The organism is Dyadobacter sp. Leaf189, assembly GCF_001424405.1.
Taxonomy (GTDB): Bacteria; Bacteroidota; Bacteroidia; order Cytophagales; family Spirosomataceae; genus Dyadobacter.
Genome location: NZ_LMPS01000001.1, coordinates 1632368 through 1655396 on the forward strand (window position 1 = coordinate 1632368; position 23029 = coordinate 1655396).

Annotated in this window: 21 protein-coding genes; 7 read left to right on the forward strand and 14 right to left on the reverse strand. The window is 46.1% G+C overall.

The features are described 5' to 3' along the window. Positions 1–40: 40 nt before the first annotated feature. The 5 genes from ASG33_RS06920 to ASG33_RS06940 all read right to left on the reverse strand — a co-directional run bounded on the left by ASG33_RS06920 (position 41) and on the right by ASG33_RS06940 (position 5968). Positions 41–643, reverse strand: a complete 603-nt coding sequence (locus ASG33_RS06920; RefSeq protein ID WP_056281715.1) for an NTP transferase domain-containing protein — start codon at positions 641–643, stop codon at positions 41–43. Further along, positions 643–1845 carry an XdhC family protein gene (locus ASG33_RS06925; RefSeq protein ID WP_056281718.1) on the reverse strand — a complete coding sequence of 401 codons (1203 nt, stop codon included), beginning with the start codon at positions 1843–1845 and terminating at the stop codon, positions 643–645. The genes ASG33_RS06920 and ASG33_RS06925 overlap by 1 nt, the downstream gene beginning before the upstream one ends. Further along, positions 1829–2989, reverse strand: coding sequence for a cysteine desulfurase family protein (locus ASG33_RS06930; RefSeq protein WP_056283397.1), 1161 nt, complete (start codon positions 2987–2989; stop codon positions 1829–1831). Before ASG33_RS06930 ends, ASG33_RS06925 begins: the two co-directional genes overlap by 17 nt. Before the next feature lie 138 nt (positions 2990–3127). Continuing rightward, positions 3128–3526, reverse strand: a complete 399-nt coding sequence (locus ASG33_RS06935; protein ID WP_056281721.1) for a proton-conducting transporter membrane subunit — start codon at positions 3524–3526, stop codon at positions 3128–3130. Between the two features lie 30 nt (positions 3527–3556). Then, on the reverse strand, positions 3557–5968 hold the full coding sequence (locus tag ASG33_RS06940) for a putative inorganic carbon transporter subunit DabA (protein ID WP_056281724.1): 2412 nt from the start codon (positions 5966–5968) through the stop codon (positions 3557–3559). A 254-nt stretch (positions 5969–6222) separates the two neighbouring features. Between ASG33_RS06940 and ASG33_RS06945 the strand changes: the two genes are divergently transcribed. Continuing rightward, on the forward strand, positions 6223–6858 hold the full coding sequence (locus ASG33_RS06945; RefSeq protein ID WP_056281726.1) for a peroxiredoxin: 636 nt from the start codon (positions 6223–6225) through the stop codon (positions 6856–6858). Between the two features lie 191 nt (positions 6859–7049). Here ASG33_RS06945 and ASG33_RS06950 read toward each other — a convergent pair whose 3' ends face one another. Beyond that, positions 7050–7778: a DUF6962 family protein gene (locus tag ASG33_RS06950; RefSeq protein WP_056281729.1), complete on the reverse strand. Its 729-nt coding sequence runs from the start codon at positions 7776–7778 to the stop codon at positions 7050–7052. Positions 7779–8104: 326 nt separating this feature from the next. Between ASG33_RS06950 and ASG33_RS06955 the strand changes: the two genes are divergently transcribed. Continuing rightward, positions 8105–10618, forward strand: coding sequence for a TonB-dependent receptor domain-containing protein (locus ASG33_RS06955; RefSeq protein WP_082489092.1), 2514 nt, complete (start codon positions 8105–8107; stop codon positions 10616–10618). A 169-nt stretch (positions 10619–10787) separates the two neighbouring features. After that, entirely contained in the window at positions 10788–11486 is a 699-nt protein-coding gene (locus tag ASG33_RS06960) for an MCP four helix bundle domain-containing protein (protein ID WP_056281733.1), read from the forward strand. A gap of 53 nt (positions 11487–11539) precedes the next feature. Here the strand turns inward: ASG33_RS06960 and ASG33_RS06965 are convergent, their stop codons facing one another. Further along, positions 11540–12091: a hypothetical protein gene (locus tag ASG33_RS06965; protein ID WP_056281738.1), complete on the reverse strand. Its 552-nt coding sequence runs from the start codon at positions 12089–12091 to the stop codon at positions 11540–11542. A 238-nt stretch (positions 12092–12329) separates the two neighbouring features. Between ASG33_RS06965 and htpG the strand changes: the two genes are divergently transcribed. Then, complete coding sequence (gene htpG, locus ASG33_RS06970; protein ID WP_056281741.1) at positions 12330–14168, forward strand: molecular chaperone HtpG; 1839 nt, start codon at positions 12330–12332, stop codon at positions 14166–14168. 85 nt (positions 14169–14253) lie between these two features. Here the strand turns inward: htpG and ASG33_RS06975 are convergent, their stop codons facing one another. Next, positions 14254–14583 carry a hypothetical protein gene (locus ASG33_RS06975; RefSeq protein WP_056281745.1) on the reverse strand — a complete coding sequence of 110 codons (330 nt, stop codon included), beginning with the start codon at positions 14581–14583 and terminating at the stop codon, positions 14254–14256. A gap of 93 nt (positions 14584–14676) precedes the next feature. Next, positions 14677–16434 (reverse strand): transcription termination factor Rho, encoded by a 1758-nt coding sequence (gene rho / locus ASG33_RS06980; RefSeq protein ID WP_056281748.1) that lies wholly within the window; start codon positions 16432–16434, stop codon positions 14677–14679. A 497-nt stretch (positions 16435–16931) separates the two neighbouring features. Between rho and ASG33_RS06985 the strand changes: the two genes are divergently transcribed. Genes ASG33_RS06985 through lptC form a run of 3 tightly spaced genes read left to right on the forward strand, consistent with a single transcriptional unit; the run spans position 16932 to position 19516 of the window. Next, positions 16932–17654, forward strand: a complete 723-nt coding sequence (locus ASG33_RS06985; protein ID WP_056283403.1) for a type III pantothenate kinase — start codon at positions 16932–16934, stop codon at positions 17652–17654. Further along, the gene (locus ASG33_RS06990) at positions 17638–18930 is read left to right on the forward strand and encodes a hypothetical protein (RefSeq protein ID WP_229238581.1); all 1293 of its coding nucleotides are present in this window, start codon (positions 17638–17640) and stop codon (positions 18928–18930) included. The genes ASG33_RS06985 and ASG33_RS06990 overlap by 17 nt, the downstream gene beginning before the upstream one ends. A gap of 7 nt (positions 18931–18937) precedes the next feature. Further along, positions 18938–19516: an LPS export ABC transporter periplasmic protein LptC gene (lptC, locus tag ASG33_RS06995; RefSeq protein WP_229238582.1), complete on the forward strand. Its 579-nt coding sequence runs from the start codon at positions 18938–18940 to the stop codon at positions 19514–19516. Here lptC and ASG33_RS07000 read toward each other — a convergent pair. Genes ASG33_RS07000 through ASG33_RS07020 form a run of 5 tightly spaced genes read right to left on the reverse strand, consistent with a single transcriptional unit; the run spans position 19513 to position 23029 of the window. Next, on the reverse strand, positions 19513–19938 hold the full coding sequence (locus ASG33_RS07000) for a cytochrome c (RefSeq protein WP_056281751.1): 426 nt from the start codon (positions 19936–19938) through the stop codon (positions 19513–19515). The two genes, lptC and ASG33_RS07000, sit on opposite strands and share 4 nt — an antisense overlap. 7 nt (positions 19939–19945) lie before the next feature. After that, positions 19946–20605 (reverse strand): SCO family protein, encoded by a 660-nt coding sequence (locus tag ASG33_RS07005; RefSeq protein ID WP_056281755.1) that lies wholly within the window; start codon positions 20603–20605, stop codon positions 19946–19948. A 6-nt stretch (positions 20606–20611) separates the two neighbouring features. Continuing rightward, a complete protein-coding gene (locus ASG33_RS07010) occupies positions 20612–21046 on the reverse strand; it encodes a hypothetical protein (protein ID WP_056281758.1) in 435 nt (144 codons plus the stop codon). A 36-nt stretch (positions 21047–21082) separates the two neighbouring features. Continuing rightward, on the reverse strand, positions 21083–22738 hold the full coding sequence (recN, locus tag ASG33_RS07015) for a DNA repair protein RecN (RefSeq protein WP_056281762.1): 1656 nt from the start codon (positions 22736–22738) through the stop codon (positions 21083–21085). Between the two features lie 51 nt (positions 22739–22789). Next, positions 22790–23029 (reverse strand): hypothetical protein, encoded by a 240-nt coding sequence (locus tag ASG33_RS07020; protein WP_056281766.1) that lies wholly within the window; start codon positions 23027–23029, stop codon positions 22790–22792.

The following is a 23029-nucleotide window of genomic DNA, read 5'->3' on the forward strand; positions in this document are numbered from 1 at the left end:
GCTGAAAATTTTTTTTATCAATAAAACTTCAATGGGGTTGCTAGGTGTTACGGAGCAGCCTGCGGTAATCTTCCTGGGTGTCGATATCAACTGAGCCGAGCGGGAACGAAAGAGCGGCTACCTCACTGCCATGTAGTAGAATCAGCTTTTTCGCACCTTCGCTACCTTTTAGTTGCAGCAGCTGATCGAAATATGATTTTTTAAATAAGACCGGAGTGCCGATGGTACCCTCGTAATAGGCGGCCACAATTGCTGCACCCGCGTCGGCTTTATCGATAAGAGCCAGCAGGATTTCGGCAGTAACGAAGGGTTGGTCGCTCACGGTAAGAATGCAGCCGGCAGTGTCGGGAAAGCACTCTTTTGCCACCGTGATACCTTTCACAATGGAAGAAGCCATTCCTTCCTGCCAAAGCGGGTTGAATGCAGTCCGACAGGGAAGTCCCGCCAGCTGGTTCTCAACCAACGCGGCCGCGGAGCCCGTCACAACGATTACGCTTTCGCCCGCTACTTCCGTTGCAGTTTCGGCAATGTGTCGGATGAGGGTTTTGTTCCGGTATTCCAGCAGCTGCTTAGGCTCGCCCAGCCTGGAAGAATTGCCCGCTGCCAGGATAATCACTGCATACCGGTTTGGAGTTTCTTCCATTATGGATGCGCAGTTTGAATCGCACAAAGAAATTCATCTTTTTCCTCCTTGCTGTACTCCATTGTTTTCTGTGCACGGTTGTGGATCGGCTCTTTCTTTTCCCTCAGCGAGCTGCCGGATTTATCATTCAAAACCGCCTTGATTTCGGCAAGTACCGACAATGCGATTTCTTCCGAAGTTTCCGCACCGATATCCATTCCAACTGGTCCGTAAATGCGGGATCTCTGCAATTCGCTGACTTCAATGCCTTCTTTCAGGAGCTCGTCAAACATCCGGTTCAGCTTCTTTTTAGGCCCGAGCGCACCGATATACCTGAACTGGTCTTTCAGAACGAGGGATTTTAAAAGCGAAAGGTCATAATTGTAATTATGAGTCATAAGCAGAAAGAATGTCCTGCTGTCGGTAGGTACGTGGGTCAGTAGATCCTCCGCTTTTGCGACAACCACCCGGTTTGCTTTCGGAAAGCGCTGTTTGGTAGCGTGTCCCGCGCGACCGTCAGCAACAGTAACTTCCCAGCCCAGCACGGCGGCCATTTCGACCAGCGGAATGGTATCGTTGCCAGCACCTGCGATGATCAGCGCGGGTGGGGGATTGAAGTACTCCACGAAACCGGTTACTTCCTGGTTTTGCAGATTAAAATTCTTGAAAAACGAATCGCCGAGCTGATAGGCATTGACTGACTCCTCCATCAGGATCGTGGAGGCGAGCAGGTCTTCGCCTTTATTGATTACCAGGTTATCATCTTGCAAATGCAAAAAGCAGGTACCCGGCTGCACGCCGTTGCGCGAGTTCAGGGAAAACAATGTAATGGCGACGGCATGCTGTCTTTTCGTCACAACCTTTTTCAGTAACTCAACAGGATTGTCGGGCTGTGCGGGCTGAATGGGTTCAAACAAAATATGGACGATGCCATTGCATCCGAGCTGTACGCCAAGTGTTGTGTCATTTTCGTCTGTTGTGTCGTAGGTTACAAGCTTGTTTTTCTGCTGTGAAATGGCCAGGAGCGCTTTTCTAAGCGCATCGCCTTCAAGGCAGCCTCCGCTGATTGCACCTGTAAGTTGTCCGTCATCGGTAACGAGCATGCGCGCGCCCGGCCGGCGGTAAGAGGAGCCTTCCACATGCACTACGGTGGCGAGCGCCATTTTTTTACCGGTGGAAATAGCCTGTTCGTACGATTTGATAATTTCACTGATCTCTTTCACTGCGGTGCGCTTTTACAATTGATGATAATACCTTCACACTATGCGCAACATCTTCTTCCGTCGAAAATCGCCCGAAACTGAAACGGAAGGAATTGTGGATTGTTTCGTCGGATAATCCCATTGCTTTCAGTACGTAGCTCGGCTGCAAAGTGGCTGAGGAACAGGCAGAGCTGCGGGAGAATGCAACATCGCTCCCGGCTTCGAATATCAGCCTTTCGCCGTCAATTCCTTCAAATGCAATATGGGTAGTATGCGGCAGGCGGGATTCCGTATTTCCGTTGATGTGAATGCGGCCGATTGCAGTGAGTTCTGTTTCAAACCGGTCGCGCAGCTTCGCCAGCCGCACTGATTCCGCGCTCATTTCTTCCATGCACAGCTCGCAAGCTTTACCAAAGCCGACAATGCCGGGTACATTCAGGGTACCGCTGCGCATGTTCCGCTCATGTCCGCCGCCGTCGATCTGGGCTGTGAGCATAACCGCCGGGTTCTTCTTGCGCACGTACAATGCGCCCATTCCTTTGGGTCCATACATTTTGTGCGCACTGAAAGCAAGCAAATCGATACCATCTTCCTGAACATTCACCGGGATTTTGCCAACTGCCTGCGTCGCATCTGTGAGCAGAAGTATGTGGTGCTGCCTGGCAATCGCCGCGATTTCCCTGATCGGATGCACAACCCCAGTTTCATTATTGGCATACATGATGCAAATCATGACGGTACTGGCCGTGATCGACTTTTGCAATAATTGCAGATCGATGGTTCCGTCACTCTCAACCGGCAGATAAGTAACATGTACCGCATTGTTTTCCACGTGCCCGCAAGTATCCAATACTGCTTTATGCTCGGTGGAAACGGTGATAATATGCTGGTGTGGCCGCTCGTCGGCTTCCAGTACACCTTTTATTGCGAGGTTAACAGCTTCCGTGGCACCCGACGTGAACACGATTTCATTGGGATGAGCGCCAATCAATGCAGCTACCTGCTCACGCGCAATATCGACAGCCTCCTCTGCTTCCCAGCCGTATGAATGCGTTCTGCTAGCTGCATTGCCAAACTTTTCGCAAAAGTAGGGCAGCATTTCTTCCAAAACCCGCGGGTCCATGGGAGTAGTAGCATTGTTATCGAGGTAAACGGGCAGCTTCACGGCCATAGTTTTCTTTAATCGGAACCAGATGTATCCTGATTAACCAAATTAAACAAAAAACCATCTCATTTCACGAACAAGATGGTTTCCTAAAAACTTAAACGAACAGGCTAATTGTGGAATGAACCACAATGCTTTTCAGCGGGCGGTAATCCGCGTCGCCATTAAATTCCATTTTTTCATGCACAATATATATAATGTAAAAAAGAGCTTCTTTTGAAATGAGTTGGGTTTATAAGCTGCATCGGCCCACTTTTTCCGGTGCTCACTTGCCAGACTGCCGAGCGTATGAGGCAATGCATCCAGCTGGTAAATCCGCAGCAATGCGTTACCGGTTAAATGTACCATAGCGAGCACCTGCAAGCCGGCCGCCATTTCGATCAGTACCAATCCGAGCTGCGCGACGAAAGCGTAAGCCACCTGCTTCCTCACAGAGGGTTGTACCAGGGAAATGCCTGTTGAAATCAATGCCGCTGTGAGCCCTGTCAATCCCATGAGTACCCGGACGAAAACGTGATTTGAAATGAATGCAATCATATTGAAGTAAATGCGGCTGCCAGGTAGTATTTAGCCCGGGAAGATTTGGCTGTACGATTTGTAAGGTTGAAAATTACCTTCCCTAAAAACATAAAATTGTTGGTCAACCGGGTTCAAGGCAACCAGATGCACCCATTCGTTGTAAAACCATTCATAATGTTCGCCCAGCTTTTTAATCGTACTCAATACCAGCTGAGGCTCCTGCTCAATGATGAAAAGCAACCTGATCGGTTCGTGATCTTCTACCATTTGCGCGGGTAATCCGTGCCGCAAATCTCCATTACTCCGGTTTGCAACTCCCAAAAGTCCCATTGCATGCCATTCCGGCCTGTTTCCTGCACCGAGTTGCTTATTGTCCAGCTTCGAGAAGAAGTAAGTGAGGTTGGTTCCTGCGCAAACTGGTACCAGCACTTTCAGGATGTTCAGCAATGAAATGCTACCGGGATCAGTGGTAGAATCATAGGAGCTCAGGTATGCAGGCCATTTAAACCCGTTATTTTGAGTTAAAAACGCTCTGCCTATCACACAAACTGTATTACCTGCGTGATTTGCAATGATCTGCTGCGTAATTGAAGGCTCCGAACTTAAATAGCCGGCATTACGAATGCCGGGTTTGTGAAATTGATGTTTTGCAGCAGGGTCAAGTGCTTTCTCAAACGTCTCTGCATTGCTGCTGTGCGCCTCACGATTGCGTGGCGACAATGCGTCCAGATCATAAAAGGTAAGCACGTCGGAAGCAGTATCGTGCAGTGCTGCAATGAACTGGGTAGCCGGCGGAATGATAATGCCCCGTATATGCAGGATCGCGCGAACGCCTGCGTGATTGGCCATTGCACTTAATACCCTTGCATTGAGCGCGCCCGTGTTGCCGGAACAAAAGGCACAATTGTGAGCCGCCTGATAAAGTTCCTGCGCACCGGAAGTGTGGCCGGTAACATATATAACCGGTGCAAATGCGCCCGTAAGTCCGATACTACGCAAAAGCGTTTCAACCTGGCCTGCCATTTCTTGCACCGTAAACCCGACCTGCAGTCCACTTTCACGGTCGGTCAGACTTTTGTTTTCTACGGTCAATCCCGACAAATGCCTACTCTCGTGGGTGCGGGATTCCGGCTTAGTCCATTTAAAAATGCGCCTGATTTTTCCCGTTATCAGTTTTAAACCATTGTAAAACGAGTTCTCTTGCTTTGGTAAAAATGAATGTGATTGCCCAGTTGGATATATCTGACCCACAATGTTTTGTTCGGGTGCATTCTCTTTAATCAGGTGTTTTGGGGAAGTTCCTGCCGGAGCGCATTTGGCATAAAGTTTCGAATGCGCCTTTTGATAAAAGAACTCAACACCAAAAAAGCCAGGCGTGCTGAATGTTTCGCATTCTGCATCAAACTGTTCCAGGGAGCTGCGGAAGGTACTTTCCGGGCTGTCGGAGCAGCATATTGCCTGAAAGCTTTTGGTATCGGGGCTTTTTTCGTCTGGCTGCCGGGTTTGGATGGAAGCGAGTACCTGGTCGTAGTAGCTCCATTCAAAAGCCTCCTGCCAAACCGTTGTTACCCGGCTGAGTTCAGTTACGGGCACTCTGGCAAAGAGATCAACCGGAGGTTCACTGATCCTTTCCGCGAGCGGTGCCCAGTTTTCTCCATAATGCTTGTCGAGTGCGTCAATTTCAAGCAGCAGCTCAAATGCAATCAGATCGTGCAGCGAAATGGCGGCACCGCCAAGCAGTACTGCCAGTTGCGCTTCCAGGGTGGACACAAGCCCCGACCATCCCGGATGTGCAAATTGCTGGTCGAACAGGTATTGTTTAAAAAGCTGCTCATTTCCCACCAGCAAGTCGAGCAGGTAAGGGATATCACATTGGGTATAAACCAGCAGGTTCCGCGCGCGGCTGGTTTTGAAAATACTAGCGAAACTGTTTTTCTCCATTTCCCGGATTGAAGCAAGGAACCCGTTTTCGTGTACAGGGAATTTCCAGATCGCAACTCCCTGATCGAGGTACCCACTCAATATTCTGAAAAGAGTAGGGTGGACGAGGCTATCCAGGTCAATGCGACAAGTCTTCTTCCAGGTAGCCCGCAATGCGCCGATCCGCGGATAAGATTTGCCAGTGTATTTTTTAAACAAAACCCGCTCTCTCCATTCAGACGTATCATCACCGCCGTTCTGTTCGAGAAGTACTTTTTCCAGTCGCTCTGGCGCTACTTTCCTTGCATTGTATAAAGCACGGTAAGCCTCCGGCGCAAGTGAAACCTGGTAGCCGAGGATTTCAGAAGCGTGGCGCAGACCGTCATGAAAATGTAAATTTTGGAAACCGGATAATGGATTTTGATACACAAAATCAGTCAAAGGCAGGTGAGCTGGCAGAAAGCGTCTCAATTCATGCAGTACCTCCTGCTCGTCAAACGAGCTGGTCGCATCCAGTATAGTGGTAGTTGGCGTCTGCATTGTCCCCGGCTGATTAGAAGTGTACGCTTCTTTTCTTTATCCAAAGGAGCTTACCCGCAATTAAAACGCAGTTAAAGGCGCCTTAAAATCAGGTTAAATGTATGGGAATGGCCGCAATGCAGCTTTTCTGAGGTGTTTTTTGATGTTAAAGGAATTCTCCTGCATTTGATTTCAAATGAAACTATTTCTTTAATTTTGTGTTAAACTCTACAACATTGGTAGATTAAATTTGTTTCACTTAAATATATAAACATATGTCACTCAGACTTGGAGATATTGCCCCTGATTTCGAGGCAAACACTACACAGGGACCAATTAAATTCCATGAATGGCTTGGCGAAAGCTGGGGCTTGCTGTTTTCTCACCCGGCGGATTTTACGCCTGTTTGCACAACAGAGCTTGGCAAAACCGCTCTATTGCAAGGGGAGTTCCAGAAACGCAATGTAAAAGTACTGGCAGTGAGCGTAGATGATATCGATTCACACAACCGCTGGATACCCGATATCAATGAAGTAAATGACACAGAAGTTAATTTCCCGATCATCGCAGACGAAGGACGGAAAGTAGCTCAGCTATATGATATGATCCACCCGAATGCAAGCGAAAAGTCTACTGTGCGCTCTGTATTCGTGATCGGACCTGACAAAAAAATCAAACTGACATTGACTTACCCGGCATCTACCGGACGTAATTTCAATGAAATCCTGCGCGTAATTGATTCACTGCAGCTGACAGCAAACTACTCGGTAGCAACACCGGCAGACTGGAAAGACGGAGAAGATGTGATCGTAGTTCCCGCTGTGAGCACAGAAGATGCAGAGAAGAAATTTACAAAAGGTCTCAACATCGTGAAACCATACCTGCGCTACACGCCGCAACCCAATAAGTAAGGGAGAAAGGAGGAAGGAGGACAGGGACAATGGATTTAAATGCGAAGGGGTGTCCAAATGAACACCCCCTTCGTTTTATTTTACCCCTTCCTCCATCCTCCCTTTCCTCCTTTGTCACACTGAGCGCAGCCTACGTACCTTGTCAGTCTGAGCGGAGCCGAAGACCTGTCACGCTGAGCGCAGTCGAAGTGTCACTCTTCCTCCTGTATCACCTTCTCAGGAACAATCATTTCATCCCCATAATATGTCATTTGGCGGGCTCCTTTGTAGTAGTACCAAATGGAAGTTGCCATAGCAATGTGACTGATATCATTATAGTTGAACCACGGCCCGAAGCTGAATTTCAATGCGTGTAACCCGGCTGCAATTGCGCCCCAGAGTGTTGCAATGAAAATATTAACGCTACCCGGATCCTTGCGCTTCTTGTAAACATATATTTCAATCAGGAACAGCATCAGGAACAATCCGTAGAATGCGTGAACTTCAACGACGATGAAGTTCAATGTTACGAAGGTCAGCACGAAGAAAATTGTTAGCTCCACGTAGTTCAGCCAGCCCAGATATTGTCCATTTCGCTTGTTTAGCAGCGGCTTGATGTGCCAGATCGCGGCGCGTTCAAACAACGCCACAGCGATCATGCTGGCAAACCAGCCGGGAATTTTACCTCGCTGTCCGGTGAGGTATAAAAATCCATGACCCAACACACCGCCGATTGCGGTTGCAATTGCCATAAAAAGGAAGAAATACTGGATTTGTTTATACATACGATGCGCTCTCCCCAGCTTGTTTAGGTGGAAAAATGCATAGAGGCAAATAACCGTCATCGCAAGGCTCGATAACACAGTGGAAGGTTCCAGAATGGTAATACCGAAGACCTGGACTTGGTGGACTTTTGAAAAGTCGATTGCAACATCATTCATGAACAGAAGAGCGTTTAGTCGCGGAAAAATGGGAAGCTAAAACCAATTTTATGGCTAAAAATAAACTACAAACGGGTAAGTAGTGGTAATAACTTGTCCTGAGAGCTCACTTTACCAAAATTATACCAGCTCTGCTTCACATTCTCCAAGGCCGGCGTGCCGCTCGTACTTGTCGTAACGGACAAAAGCGGCAATTGGAAGATGAAAACAGCCCGGCTGTCTATTATCACTTTGGAAGTGGATACAATATTTTTCTTTTGTATCAGGAATTGTATTTAAGTCAGGACAGGTGAACTGCCCCCTCTTTTTATCAAAGTTTTAAAATCATGAAAAACACATTGCTCCTCATTTTAAAAAACGCCTTGCTGATCCTGGTAGCGGCTATTTGGTGTCAGAATGCAAATGCGCAGGTGCCGGCAGGAGCTTCGCAGAACGTTGTAGAAAGTCCTGCAAAAGGCAATTCGAAGATTTCCGGAATTGTACTGGATTCAGCAGCAGCGAAAGGTGTAGAATTTGCCAGCATTGCATTATTCAGTGCCGCAGAAAACAAGGCGATCGACGGTACTACTGCGGATGAAAACGGCAAGTTTACGATTGCGAAAATAGCACCGGGGACTTACAAGCTGCTGATTTCGTTCATCGGGTTCAAAGACAGAACAATTGACAACATTAAAGTAGAAAAGGGCAGGGATATCGAGCTCGGTTCCATTCAGCTGGCTTCGAGCATTCAGAATTTGCAGGAAGTGACCATTACCGGCGAGAAATCGCTCGTGGAAGAAAGGGTAGACCGGCTCGTTTTCAATGCAGAAAAAGATATTACCTCCAAAGGTGGTGACGCAGCTGACCTTTTGCGGAAGGTTCCTATGCTGTCCGTTGACCTGGACGGAAACGTGTCGCTGCGTGGGAGTTCCAATATTCGTGTATTGATCAATAACAAACCTTCAACGATCATCGCCAGCAATGTGGCCGATGCATTAAAGCAGATCCCGGCAGATATGATCAAGACTGTGGAAGTGATCACTTCGCCTTCTGCCAAGTACGATGCGGAAGGATCGGGCGGGATCATTAATATCGTTACTAAGAAAAACAACCTGCAAGGTTTGACGCTCAATATCGATTCCGGGGTAGGTAACCGGGGTACTAACCTGGGTTTGAATGGCAGTTACCGCAAAGGAAAAATGGGTTTTACCCTTGGAGGATTCGGCCGCGCATTTTACAACAAAGCCACTTCTTTGCTGGATCAGACTACGTTTTCAAGAGAAACTTCTTTTCTGACCAAGCAAAGTTCCGATGCGAAAGACCGCGGATTGTTTGGGCAATATTCACTGGGATGGGATTACGATCTGGGTAAGAACCAGGCGCTTTCGGCCGGGCTGCGTTATGGAACGCGGAATTTTATTCAAAAACAAAACCTGACCATTAATCAGTTTGAAAACGATTTGCTTAATCTTACCTCCCAGCGGAAGGTGGATCGGAAGGATCTATCGGGTACCGTAGATTTTAACATCGACTATATCCGCACATTCAAGCCTCAGCAGGAATGGAGCATTTCAACTCTTTACAGCCGCACGGGATTGACAAATAACTTCAATACTGATATACTGGTGGACGAGAATACTGTGAACAGTTCGCTGAAAAACGAGAATAAGAACCATAATTCTGAGTTTACATTACAGACTGATTACCAGACTCCGATAGGTAAAAATCAGCTTATTGAATTTGGTGCAAAAGGCATTTTCAGGACTGTGGACAGCGACTTTCGGTACCTGGTCTCCATTCTGTCAGGAGACTTTGTACTAAGCCCGACCAGTCCGTCAGGTACATTGAATTACAGGCAGAATGTAGGTGCTGGCTACTTATCTTACACACTCACCACAAAGCAAAAATACACCTTCAAGGTAGGTACGCGCTATGAATTCACAGGTATCAAGGCTGACCTGGGCAGTGCAGGCGAAGTAGCAATCCCGAACTATGGTAACTTGGTGCCGAGTATCAATGTTTCCAAAGCGCTTTCGGGAAGTACGACTTTGAAAGCTGCTTATAACCGCCGGATCCAGCGCCCGGGTATTCAACAGCTGAACCCGAACGTGAATCTTTCCAATCCGCAAAGTATCAGCACAGGTAACCCTGCATTGAACCCGGAACTGACGGATAATTTTGAACTCGCATTAAGCACCAACATCAAGAAAACATACCTGAATGTTTCTGCATTCGCCAGACAGACCAACAATTCGATCACACAGGTAAGAATGGCCGTGGATACCTTGCAAGGGGCGATAGTGACAACATTTGAGAACATCGGAAAGCAGCGGGCTTATGGAATGAATGTGTTTGCAAACGTTTATCTCACTCCCAAATGGACTTTGAATGGAAGTCTCGATATTCTGCATACTTACCTGGAAGGACAAACTACCAACCTGGATGGACTTTCGGAGCAGGCCAGCAACTCGGGATTCAATTATGGCGGCAGGTTAATGTCACAAATTCAGCTTCGCCAGGGTTGGGGAGTACAAGCTTTCGGATTTTACCGCGGCAAAGAAATCCAGCTGCAGGGAACACGCACCGGATTTTATATGTATTCGCTGGGCTTCAAAAAGGATCTTGCTAACAAAAAGGGAAGTGTTGGTTTTGCAGCTGAAAATTTCATGACCAAAGGAGTGCGGTTTACTTCTGACCTGACTTCTCCTCAATTCAACCAGAGCTCTCAAACGCAGCTTTATAATCGCAATTTCAAGATTACATTCAATTACGCGATCGGGAAAATGCGTTTTGATGCGCCTAAACGCAAAACTAAATCAGTCAATAACACGGATGTAATCGGCGGAGGCGACCAGAAATAAGGGATAGTTAATTACTTTTGAGAGAACCGGTGTGCTGGCTGCGCGCCGGTTCTTTATTTTGATACCTTCTAAAAATATGAAAGCGCCTAAGTAATACGTTATTTTGACAAGATAATTTAGCATTTTTGATATAGAAAGAGAGAGGAGCGACCGGGTCAACCTGCATGTTATGAAATGGACTTTTTTAATTCAACGGAAATTGCGGGCAATGTGCTTGCTGGCAGGGATTATGCTGGTGATCATTCTGGGTACGATGCTGTCGCAGCATAATGTAGAGGGGATCGGTCATTCATCTGCTTCTATTTACAATGATCGCCTTATTCCGGCTACTACCATTATTTACATTACTGAAAATCTGTATAGCAAGCGGTTAGCACTTGAAAATCACCTTTTCAGCAATGGCGCTGCTGTTTCCGCCAAGGTGGAAAAGCAGCTGAAATCTTACGATAAGAGCATTGATTCGCTTTTACACCTGTTTGAAAAAACGTACCTGGTGGAAGAGGAAGCAAAAAGCCTGTCTGCATTCCGTGACCAAAACAATCGGTACGCGATGCTGGAAGCGCGGATTCTGTCGCTTTGTGCGGCTGGTGATGTGGAGGAGGGGAAACGGATATTTGCCCAGCATGGCGCATTGAAGTTCAGGGAGGCGGTAACAAGCCTGAATGAACTGACCGATATCCAGTCGAATGTCGGTAAAGATCTGATGAAGGAATCCAAAAGCAATATGGCCAGTTTCGGGGTAATCACTTCGCTGCAAATCGGGCTGGCATTGGTGATCGGGCTGATGATACTCGCATTGTTTTACGACTCCAAAATAATTGAAAAGCCCGCCCTGAAAGATAAAAGCCAGTATTTTAACCTGAACTGACGAATAACAAAAAAGGCCGGCAATTTGCCGGCCTTCACTTTCTCAGGAATATTTTATTGACCTACTTTCCGTCCTTTCAGCGTTTCCCGCTGATTTTTCACTTGCTTCAAAAGGTCTTTCTTTACAAATAATCGCGTTCCGTTTCCGTTTTGCAGATCGAATGTACGCTCTTTGTAATCGAATTTATTGTTAGGTAAAACGTCCAGAAAGTAGTTTTGGCCACTCAGGTTGAACTTCATTCCTTTGGTATCCTGCTGCGTATCGTCCCAGGAAACATGGATCGTCCCGCTGTCAGAGCCCAATGCAACACCTGGTGTGAAAGGAAGTACATTGATTGTCTGAATGCTTTTTCCATTGCTCATCGTGATCTGACCTTCCGGATTTACTTTAATGTCATTTGGATCAGACACTTCTCTTCTGATATTGATCGCCTTGTCATTAAAAAACTGCACTTTTTCCAATGGGATATTGGCTGATTCCAGATCGCGGCGTAAATCTTCTGTAAATACCGTGTAGTTAGATAGCGGCACCGAATTCATGGTGGTACAAGCCGAAATCGTGCAAAGGAAAAATGCACCTGCAATTGCTTTTTTAATCAGATTCATGTTAAATATTGGTGTTCGTATGGAACAGGTTTGAGATTTTAGCTGGGTTGCTTACACTCGCAATATTAAGAAAAAAGCCTTTCACATACCAACCGTTCACTAGCGGGCTTTCAACAATGCGTTAACTGACAATGTGTCAGCCAAAGTGTGTTTTGATTGTATTTGGAACGCATATTTGATCCGGGTATTGCGACAGCCGAAAAACAAATTGTTAAAATAAATAACTAAAAAACAGACTATGGAATCAGTGATTCAGGAAAAAGGAAATCTTAGCATTCACACCGAGAATATCTTTCCGATTATCAAAAAATTCCTTTATTCGGACCACGAAATATTTTTACGCGAATTAGTTTCCAATGCAGTCGACGCTTCCCAGAAGATCAAAAAGCTGGCTTCGTACGGCGAGTTTAATGGAGAGCTGGGCGAATTGAAGGTTGTTGTGAAACTGGACAAGGAGGCGAAAACAATTACTATTAGCGATAATGGTATTGGTATGACAGCCGACGAAATTAAAAAGTACATCAATCAGATCGCATTCTCGGGAGCAACCGAGTTTGTTGAGAAATACAAGGATAAAGGGGAAGACGGAAAAGGTGACAAGGGTATCATCGGGCACTTCGGTCTCGGATTTTACTCCGCTTATATGGTTGCTGAAAACGTTGAGATCCTGACCAAATCCTATAAAGAAGGCGCGGAGGCAGTTCGCTGGCAATGCGACGGTTCGACAGAGTTTGAACTTTCACCCGCAGAAAAGGCAGAACGCGGATCGGATATCATCCTGCACATAGCGCCCGATTCGGAAGAATTCCTTGATGAACACCGTCTGCGCGGGATACTCGAAAAATACGGCAAGTTCCTTCCAATCGAAATTGAGTTTGAAGAAAAGATAATCAATAATCCAAGTCCGATCTGGACTAAGAGCCCGTCGGACCTGACGGATGAAGATTACCTCGCATTTTACAAGGAGCTGTATCCTTTCAGCGAGGACCCGCTTTTCTGGATCCATTTGAATGTAGACTATCCATTCAATCTGACCGGCGTTCTTTACTTCCCGAAGTTGAGAAGCGATTTTCAGGGACAACGTGAGAAAATCCAGCTTTACAGCCGCCAGGTGTTCATTACTGATGAAGTAAAAGACATTGTTCCCGACTTCCTGCAATTGCTGCACGGGGTGATCGACTCTCCGGACATTCCTTTGAACGTATCCAGAAGCTACCTTCAGGCGGACGGAAATGTGAAGAAAATCAATGGATATATCACCCGCAAAGTGGCGGATAAGCTGCTGGAAATCTTCAAAAACGACCGCGAAGGATTTGAGAAGAAGTTTGACGATATCGGTTTGTTTGTGAAATACGGTATTATCAGCGACGATAAATTCTACGAAAAGGCCAAAGATTTCTGTCTGCTGAAAAATACAGATGGTAAATTCTTCACTTTTGAAGAGTACCGCCAGCACGTAGGTGAAAACCAGACCGATAAGAACGAAAACCAGATCTGGCTTTACACTACTGACGAGAAAAAGCAGGATGCATTTATCCAGTCTGCCAAAAAACGCAGCTACGATGTACTTGCGCTGACCAGCGTAATCGATTCACACTTTATCAATACTTTGGAGCAAAAGCTTGAAAAGGTTAATGTGAAGCGCGTGGATGCGGATACGCTTGACAAGCTGGTTGAAAAAGATGTGAAGCTTGAAAGCATTCTTTCAACTGATGATCAGGAAAAAGCTAAGAAAATTTTTGAGGAAGTTACCGGTAGCAAAACTGCCAATGTACAGGTGGAGGCAATGCCGGTTGACGAGCTGCCTGTGGTAATCACATTCCCTGAATTTATGCGCCGCATGACAGATATGCAGGCTAGTTCAGGTCAGCGGTCGATGTTCGGAGATATGCCACTGATGTATACAGTTTCATTGAACTCGAACCACCCGATTATCGGACGTATCCTGCAAACGGAAGACGAGAATGCACAAAAAGCGTTGGCTAAGCAGGTTTATGATCTGGCTCTGTTGTCGCAGGGAATGCTCTCCGGAAATGATCTGACACAATTCATTCAGCGCACTGTTACGACGCTTTAACGCATTGATTATAGCTATTTTGATAAAAGTAAAAACCCGCTGTACGGCGGGTTTTTTTATGGCAAAATGGATTGGATTTCTGTTACTAGACTTTGCCTGCCATCAGGCTGAGTTTTAGCTGAGCAAGTTCCTCCCATTTATGGTCGCGGGCAAAAGCAGCCTGTTTTGGCCAGGAAGAAGGATTTTGGATCTGGAACCTGGGTCCTGCTTTTTTCAGGATACCTGCCATTCTGATTACCGAAGCCTCGGCCAGCTGCTCGTAAGTGTATATGCCTTCTTTATTAAACAATTCCTCGATCTTTGGTCCGATACCATCAATCAATTTCAGGTTGTCGGGTTCAGTGTTCGGGCTGGTGGTTGGGTAGACTGTTCTGGTAGCGCTTGTTGCGATAGGCTGATTTGTGTTGTAAGTCATGGAATGCTAAATCGGCGGGTAAAAGTTTTTTCCATTCAGGTAAACAGGAGGAATGAAAAAAGCCTGAACGGTGAAGTCCAGGCTTTCTCTTAATTATCGGTTCATAGAAATAAGGAACTCTTCGTTGTTCCGTGTCCCTTTCATGTGTTCGAGTAGGAAGTCCATTGACTCCATTGCATTCATATCCGACATGTGCTTGCGCAGGATCCACACTTTCTTCAATGTTTCCTTATCAAGCAGCAAGTCTTCGCGACGTGTACCGGAAGCCATTACATCGATCGCAGGGAATACGCGTTTGTTTGAAAGTTTGCGGTCCAGTTGCAATTCCATGTTACCGGTACCTTTAAACTCTTCAAAAATAACTTCGTCCATTTTAGAACCTGTATCGATCAGCGCAGTAGCGATGATCGTCAGAGAGCCGCCGTTTTCGACGTTTCTCGCCGCTCCAAAGAACCGTTTCGGTTTGTGCAATGCATTTGCATCCACACCACCTGAAAGGATTTTACCGGACGAAGGTACCACGGTATTGTAAGCACGCGCGAGACGCGTAATGGAGTCAAGCAAAATCACGACGTCGTGACCGCATTCAACCATTCTTTTCGCTTTTTCCAAAACAATGCTCGCCACTTTCACGTGACGATCTGCCTGCTCATCAAATGTAGACGCAATCACTTCGGCACGAACGCTGCGCTGCATATCAGTAACCTCCTCAGGGCGTTCGTCGATCAGCAGGATTAACAGGAATACTTCGGGGTGGTTGCGTGTAATTGCATTCGCTACTTCCTTCAACAGGACAGTTTTACCAGTTTTGGGCTGCGCTACGATCATTCCACGCTGGCCTTTTCCGATCGGTGCAAAAAGATCAAGGATACGTGTTGAATATTGATCAGGGCGGGAGCTGAGTTTGAGGCACTCGTCGGGGAACAATGGGGTCAGGTATTCAAAAGGAATACGGTCCCTGATTTCCTCGGTTGTTTTACCATTTACAGTTTCCACGCGAAGCAATGCAAAATACTTCTCGCCTTCTTTCGGTGGACGGATCTGCCCTTTCACAGTATCGCCCGTTTTGAGACCAAAAAGTTTGATTTGAGAAGGAGATACATATATATCATCGGGACTAGCCAGGTAGTTGTAGTCTGCCGACCTTAGAAAACCATATCCGCCATCCTGCATAATTTCGAGGACACCTTCATTGATAATCAACCCGTCAAATTCCCGTACGTAGTTATTGTAATTGCGTTTTATTTTGGATGAAGGATCTTCACGCTGTTGTTGTGGCTGCGCCTGGCGCTCTCCTCCTTCGTGCTGTTGTCTGGCAGGTCTTTCTTCCCGGGCAGTTCCATTTCCGTTATCATTGCCTGCTGCTGCGGGTTCTTCCTGTGTTTCTGTATCAGATACCTGATCTGTTTCGACCGGAATAGCAATTTCTGCCCTTCCAAGATCATTCAATGTATCGTTATCTTCGTCTGCTTCGTCCGCAATATCAATATTCTTTGGAAGATCTTCTGATATGGGCTGCGCCTGCGGTCTGGGGCTATCAAAAAGGGGAGCTGACGATTTGCCTGCATTGTCTTTTTTGCCTTTTCCAGGGCGGTTACCGCCTTGTTTTACAGCAACCGGAACAGGTTCAGCCGGGCGACGTGCACGTTTCTTCTTAGGCTCGTCGTCGCCTTCTGCCACGGCTTCGGAAACAACGGGCTGAGTTGCAGCGCTTCCATTTTCCTGATTGGCGAGAATGCGGTTAATAAGTTCTTTTTTAGCGAGTTTAGTATGATCAGGTATTCCGAGCGAACCTGCTATTTCTTTAAGCTCCGAGAGAAGCTTAATGTTCAATTCATCAATTGTAGGCATAAAGAGAATGGAAAGTAAAGTAAGACTTTACCGATGGGATAATAAGTTGAATGTTATTGATATAAAATTTGGGCCCGACCCAAAGCCGTGTGATGGTCATTGATATTGAAATAAAAATTTATCGAAGTAGCCGGAATTAATGACCTTACTAGCTGGAAAACTTGAATGGATCAATGGTGAATTTCTGCAACTTGATACAATGGAAGTATTGACAATAAATCGGCAAGATTTTTTAAACCTAGGTAACGTTGGGAACGGAGCTACCGATAGATGGATTCTGGATTTATAAGTCGATACTGACTTAGATGGACGAAGGTGCAAAATATCTTTTTTATTTCCAAATAAATAAGCTTTAAAATGTTTACTACTGCCCATTAGTCAGAAAATGACCGTTTTAACTTTAATTAAGACGCCGGTTTCCCGCATTTGTTTGATGGTACCTCGTAAAATCAGGATATTTGTTGCGGTTCAATTACGCAGCTGTTTTTCCCATTTACATGAATATTGTTATCGATTCAGGCAATACTTATTCCAAAGTCGGCTGGTTCCAGAGGGAAAAACTGTTACGCTATACGACGGGGTTGAATTTCGAAGAATTGATTGATACGGTGCGGCGGGATAGTCCGGATTACATTCTTTTTTCCTCAGTCAGCTACACCGAAGAAGAGTTCACAACTGCTCTTCGGCTGGACACGCCGGTTATGGCACTTACTCCCCGGTTGCCTTTGCCGATTACAAAGGAGTATGACACGCCGGAAACTTTGGGTGCGGACCGGATTGCTGCATCTGCCGGTGCAAATTTCCTGTTTCCGGGTGAGGATCTGTTGGTGATAGATATGGGAACCTGCATTACGTACGATCTTGTCGATCGTCGCGCCGCTTTTCAGGGCGGCATTATTTCGCCTGGTGTTAAAATGCGATTCAAGGCGATGAATTCGTTTACCAAAAGACTTCCCTTGATCGATCCGGAAAAGGAGCCGCAGCTAATCGGGAAAAGTACTAAAAATGCGATGCTCAGCGGCGTGATGAATGGCGTGCTCGCAGAAATTGAAGGAATAATTGAAAGATACCGACACAAATTCCCCGCATTGCGCGTAGTAATGTGTGGTGGCGATGTTACTTTTTTTGAAAGTAGCCTGAAACCGCCCATCTTTGCGGTGCCGGAATTGGTTTTAATAGGCTTGAACAGAATTTTAACTTATAATGTCTCAATACAGTAAAATATTACTACTTACATTAACATTAGGACTGGGATGGAGTTGTGCAAATCTCAACGCGCAAGGTCTTGGTAACTCGCCTTATTCGTCACTCGGAATCGGTGAGTTTTACGGAGATGCATACTCCGACAACTCGGGAATGGGACAATCAGGGGTAAGTACTGCAAGTGGTTTCCAGATCAACAATTTAAACCCGGCACTCTGGGTCCGCAACCGTTTTACTACACTGGATGTGGGGCTGGTTACGCAGTACAAGAATATCACTGCCGGTTCTGACAAGCAGACCAACTTTGGTGCCAACCTTGCCTATCTTTCTCTTTCATTTCCTGTTAAACCAAGGTGGGTGATTGGAGTTAATTTAAAACCTTACAGCTTTATTGACTATCAGAATGAGGCCACAAAGCCGGTGATAGGAACTGCTTCCGAGGCGCTTTATATTACCTCAGGGAAGGGTGGTATAAACAAGGCTTCTATCACGAACTCGGTTCAGATCAATAAATATATCAGCGTCGGTCTTGAAAGCAGCTACTTTTTCGGCAATGCCAGAAGATCTTCGGACGTAATTCTTGTGATGCCGGGTGAGAGTGCTTCTAATAATTACCTGGTTAGTTTAAATCAGAGAACCACCTATTCTGACATTGCTTTCAGAGCGGGAGCGGCAGTAAGGATCCCGATTAAAAAGGAAAACAAGCTGAACCTGAATCTTGGAGGTGCATATAGTTTCAGCACGAGCCTGAATTCTGAGAATACAACTACTTTCGAGTTAACGCAGAATTCTTTCCCGCTTACATTGCCCGATACCCTTGATAACAATCAGTCGGGTAGTTTGACGATTCCTGAACAATACCAGGTAGGCGCAAGTCTGGAGTGGCCTTTCAAGCTGATTCTTTCGGCTGATTACAGCCGCCAGTCTTGGTCACAGTATCGCAATTTCAATAATTTGAGTGAGTCACTCAGAGATGTTAACCGCATCCATTTGGGTGCAGAATATCTGCCGCGTTTTACTTCTCTTAACTACTTCAACCTGGTGCGTTACCGACTTGGTTTCAGTTACGGCAATACGCCTTACGTTGTAGCCGGAAAGAATGTAAATGATGCAAATATCAGTCTCGGATTCACATTCCCGATGGGCCGCGGTTACCAGAATTTCCTTTCAGTCGCATTGATAGGCGGGCAGAGGGGAAATACCGGAGTAGGCCAGGTCAAAGAACGTTATGCCCGCGCGGTACTTGGAATTACATTACTGGAGAGGTGGTTTGTTAAACAAAAACTAGACTAACTATGCCATGGATGCGCTTACTTCTTTCAAAGCTGTCGTAAAGCAAATGAAGCACTTATCTCCCTTTTGCATCGTAATCCTGCTGGGAGTTTTGCTTTCCTCTTGCGAGGACAAAAAGAATAAGGTAGGTGCGCTATATACCGGACCTGTTGAAGTCATTAACGAGGTGCAGGTGAAGTACAGTGAGCAGGGGAAGATCAAAGTGCTGATGAAAACGCCGCGATCGCAGCGCTTCCAAAATGATAATCAGATCTTCCCGGATACGATTAATATCAGCTTCTACGATACACTCAGCCGAGTTATTACCCGTCTGCGATCAGATTCAGGGAGGTACGATAAGGCCGCAGACGTTTACATTGTAAAAGGAAATGTGCGCGTCGTGAAATCCGAAACACAGGAGATTATGACCACTTCCGAGCTCAGCTGGAGTCCGCGTACGAGGAAAGTATTTACGGACAAGCCGCTTGCAGTGCGTAACAACAGGACCTCAGAAGTTACCAATGCGATCGGAATGGATGCAGAGCAGGATTTTACCCGGATCAAGTTCAGAAAAGCAACCGGGATCTATAAGTTCAGCGGACCTTAGCGGGCTTTGCACTTTGTCAATGCTTCTTCCACAAAAGTTATCGGCGTATAAACGCTGTCTTTACCCCACTTCACAGACACGAAGGTTACAATCTCAGCAATTTCAATATCTGTCAATTTCGGGTTTCCCGGCATAGGACGATTGAATTCCTTTCCATTAACCAGGATAGTGCCTTCCATTCCATTTCTGATGATACAGGAAAGGAAAGCTTTATCTTTTAGCAAAGCAGAGCCTTTGATTGGTGGATAAAGATTGGATAATCCTTCACCGGTACTCTGGTGACAGTTCGAGCAATGCGTCATATATAACTGCATTCCTTCTACAAAATACTGCTCCGTTTTAAGCTCTTCCTCGTTTTTGCACGATAAAAAGGCAATGCAGCAAAACAGGAAAGCTATTCGGGTGATCGTAGGAACTCTCAAAGCAGTATCAACTTTCGTACTCTTTCATTAATTTCTTAATATCCCTGATCAGGCGCTCGGCTCCTTCGTCCGTTGTACCGTCGTACATTCCTCTCACATGCTTTTCTTTATCGATCAGGATAAATGCGCCGCTATGCAGGAAACCACCGGCTGAGCCGCTGTCTGTCTCGACAGTAACCATATAATTGGTCTGTCCGATCTTGAATATTTTCTCCTTGTCACCTGTCAAAAACTGCCATTGCTTGCCTTCTACACCGAGATCTTTGGCATATTTATTCAGTACCTCCGGCGTATCGTGTTCAGGGTCGATGGAGTGGGAGAGGATCATCACGTCCTCATTCCCTTTGTATTCGTTATAAACCTTGATCATCTGTCGCTTCATGACAGGACAGATGGTTGGACAGGTGGTAAAGAAAAAGTCGGCTACGTAAATTTTGTTTTCGACCGCTTTCTCCGTGACAGTCTCGCCATTTTGGTTTACAAAAGAAAATGCCGGAATTACATTGTAGATCGTATCCACAACTTCCTTTCCATTCACCGTCTTCGTTGTCCAGTCGCGCTCACCGAGGATGGGCAGTTTATCATTGTTATTGCACGACCATAATGCGGCCGAGGAAAGCAGTAGGGTGAGGGAAATGCTGAGTGGGTAACTTTTATTAAACTTCATAAATGCTTACTGTAAGAATGTTGAGGCCTCTTGCATGGATTTCAGCGTGAGCTGTTTCACCTGCAGGATTTTGTCTCTTTGACTTTCAAAGTACAGAACTGCCTGTTCCGGTTTAAGCTTTTTAGCCGAATCGCCTCTGTACTCATGCATCCAGTCCATCATCAGCTTATCCGACTCATTCAACTTTTGATTGAGATCCGCCGCCTTAATGCGTTGCTCCGCCATGGTATTGCTGCTCACGCCCACATTGCCCAGGCTATCAATTTCCTGTATTTTCTTGGATAGCCTCGATTTAAGCAGCATAATGCTGTCCATTTTCGGCATTACTTCGTCGTGAATTGCCAGCACTTCATTTTCCAGTGTGGCCACTTTATCTTCTTCTTTCTTGGCACAGCCGGTCAGCAGGCCGATCATGATTGTAATTGCGAAAACTGGTTTCATGAAGAGAGTAATTTTTACGTGGAATTGGATGAACTTTTAACCTTTTAAAATCAACTCCCGTGCATTGAGCAAAACAGCCTCGGAAGGATTATGCCCACCGATCATCTGCGCGATTTCCTGCACCCGCTCATCAATTGACAGTTTCTTGATTTTACTCACTGTGCGGTCTGAAGAGTGGTCTTTGTACACAAAGTAATGTGCATCGCCGCTGCTGGCAATCTGGTGCAAGTGGGTGATGGCGATGATCTGATGGTTTTTAGCCATATTCTGCATCATTTTGCCCATTTGCTTGGCTATTTCGCCGGATACGCCGGTGTCAATTTCGTCAAAGATAATGGTAGGAAGCTTGCGTTTGTCGGCAAGTATGTATTTAATTACCATCATAAGCCGCGAGAATTCACCGCCTGAGGCTACCTGCCTGAGTTCCTGCGGAGTAATTCCTTTGTTGCCGCTGAACAGGAATGTAACTGCATTGGTGCCTGTAGGAGAGGGTGCCGTCTCCGCGATTTGTACTGACAGGTTTGCATTGGGAATACCCAGTTCAGCCAGCCTTTGAAGGATCAGCTTTTCGATAGCGGGCACTACTTTTTTCCGGCTCTCCGACAGATTAGCTGCGCTTTTCAGCATTGCTTCCTTGGCTTGGTTGGTCGCGGTTTCAGCAGCTTGCAGATCATCGTCGAGGTTCAGTACAACAGTGAGCTTGTTTTGCAGCTCCGCTTCAATGGCGAGCAGCTCATCAACTGTCGATACCTGATGTTTTTTGAGTAAATTATAGATCAGATCCAATCTTCCCTGTACCTCCTCACTCCTTCCCGCATCAACTTCAACCGAACTGTTAACCTGATCAATTTCGTCGGCAAGGTCACGTAGTTCGATCAATGCACTTTGTGCACGCTGCCGGAGCGTTTCGTAGCCGCCAACCAATCTGGAAGCCTGGCCCAATGCACCAATGGTATTTTTGAGAAAATCCAGAACCGAAGCCTCGGGATTATCAAGGTAAGTATATGCGAGTTGCAGCCGCTCTTTTATTTCAACTGCATTTTCAAGAATTGTCAGCTCTTCTTCCAGCTTCTCCTGCTCGCCGGACTTTAAGCTCGCAGTATTGAGTTCCTGAAACAAAAATTGGTCATAGTCGAACTCTTTCCTGAGCTGCCCGGCTTTCTTTTGAAGCTGGTCAAGTCTTGCAGCTGCGTCGCGGTATACAGAGTAATGCTTCGAGTAGGTTTTTAAAAGATTGTAGTTGGTGGCAAAAGAATCAATGACTTGTAACTGAAAATCATTGCTGCCCAGCAAAATCGAATCGTGTTGTGAATGGATATCCAGCAACTGACCGCCGATTTTCTTTAAGGTTTCAAGATTAACGGGGGTATCATTGATAAATGCCCGGGATTTGCCCGAAACTGCAATCTCTCTGCGGATAATGCATTCATCTGCAAAATCGAGGTTCTCCTCTTCAAAATTCGGCCCGAGATCGTAGCCGGTCAGATTAAAGCTTCCTTCAATGACGCATTTTTCCGAAGAATCATACAGCGATTTTACATCGGCACGGTTACCGAGCAACAAGCCTATCGCGCCCAGCATAATGGATTTACCCGCACCGGTTTCCCCGGTTATTATATTTAAACCCTGATCCGGCGACATTTCCAGTTGCTTGATCAGTGCGTAATTCTTGATAAGTAAATTAGAAAGCATGTCTGAATATACTTATGATATTCACAATACGAAAATATAACCGGCAAGCGGCTACGAATTAATGTTCAACGCTGAATTGGCGTCATAAACAACCTCATAGAGTTCGGAAATTACCAATGTATGCGGGTGGCTCCGGGTATCTTCAATAACCAGACTGTTTTCGTTGAAGCTGGCAAGCGTACCGAAATAAGTTTTGCCATTGTTCAGGACCGCTGTAATTTCCTGTTTCACGAGGGATTGAAGCTGCGCAGAAAGCTGCGTCGAAGAGATACGAACCAGTCTTTTACTCAT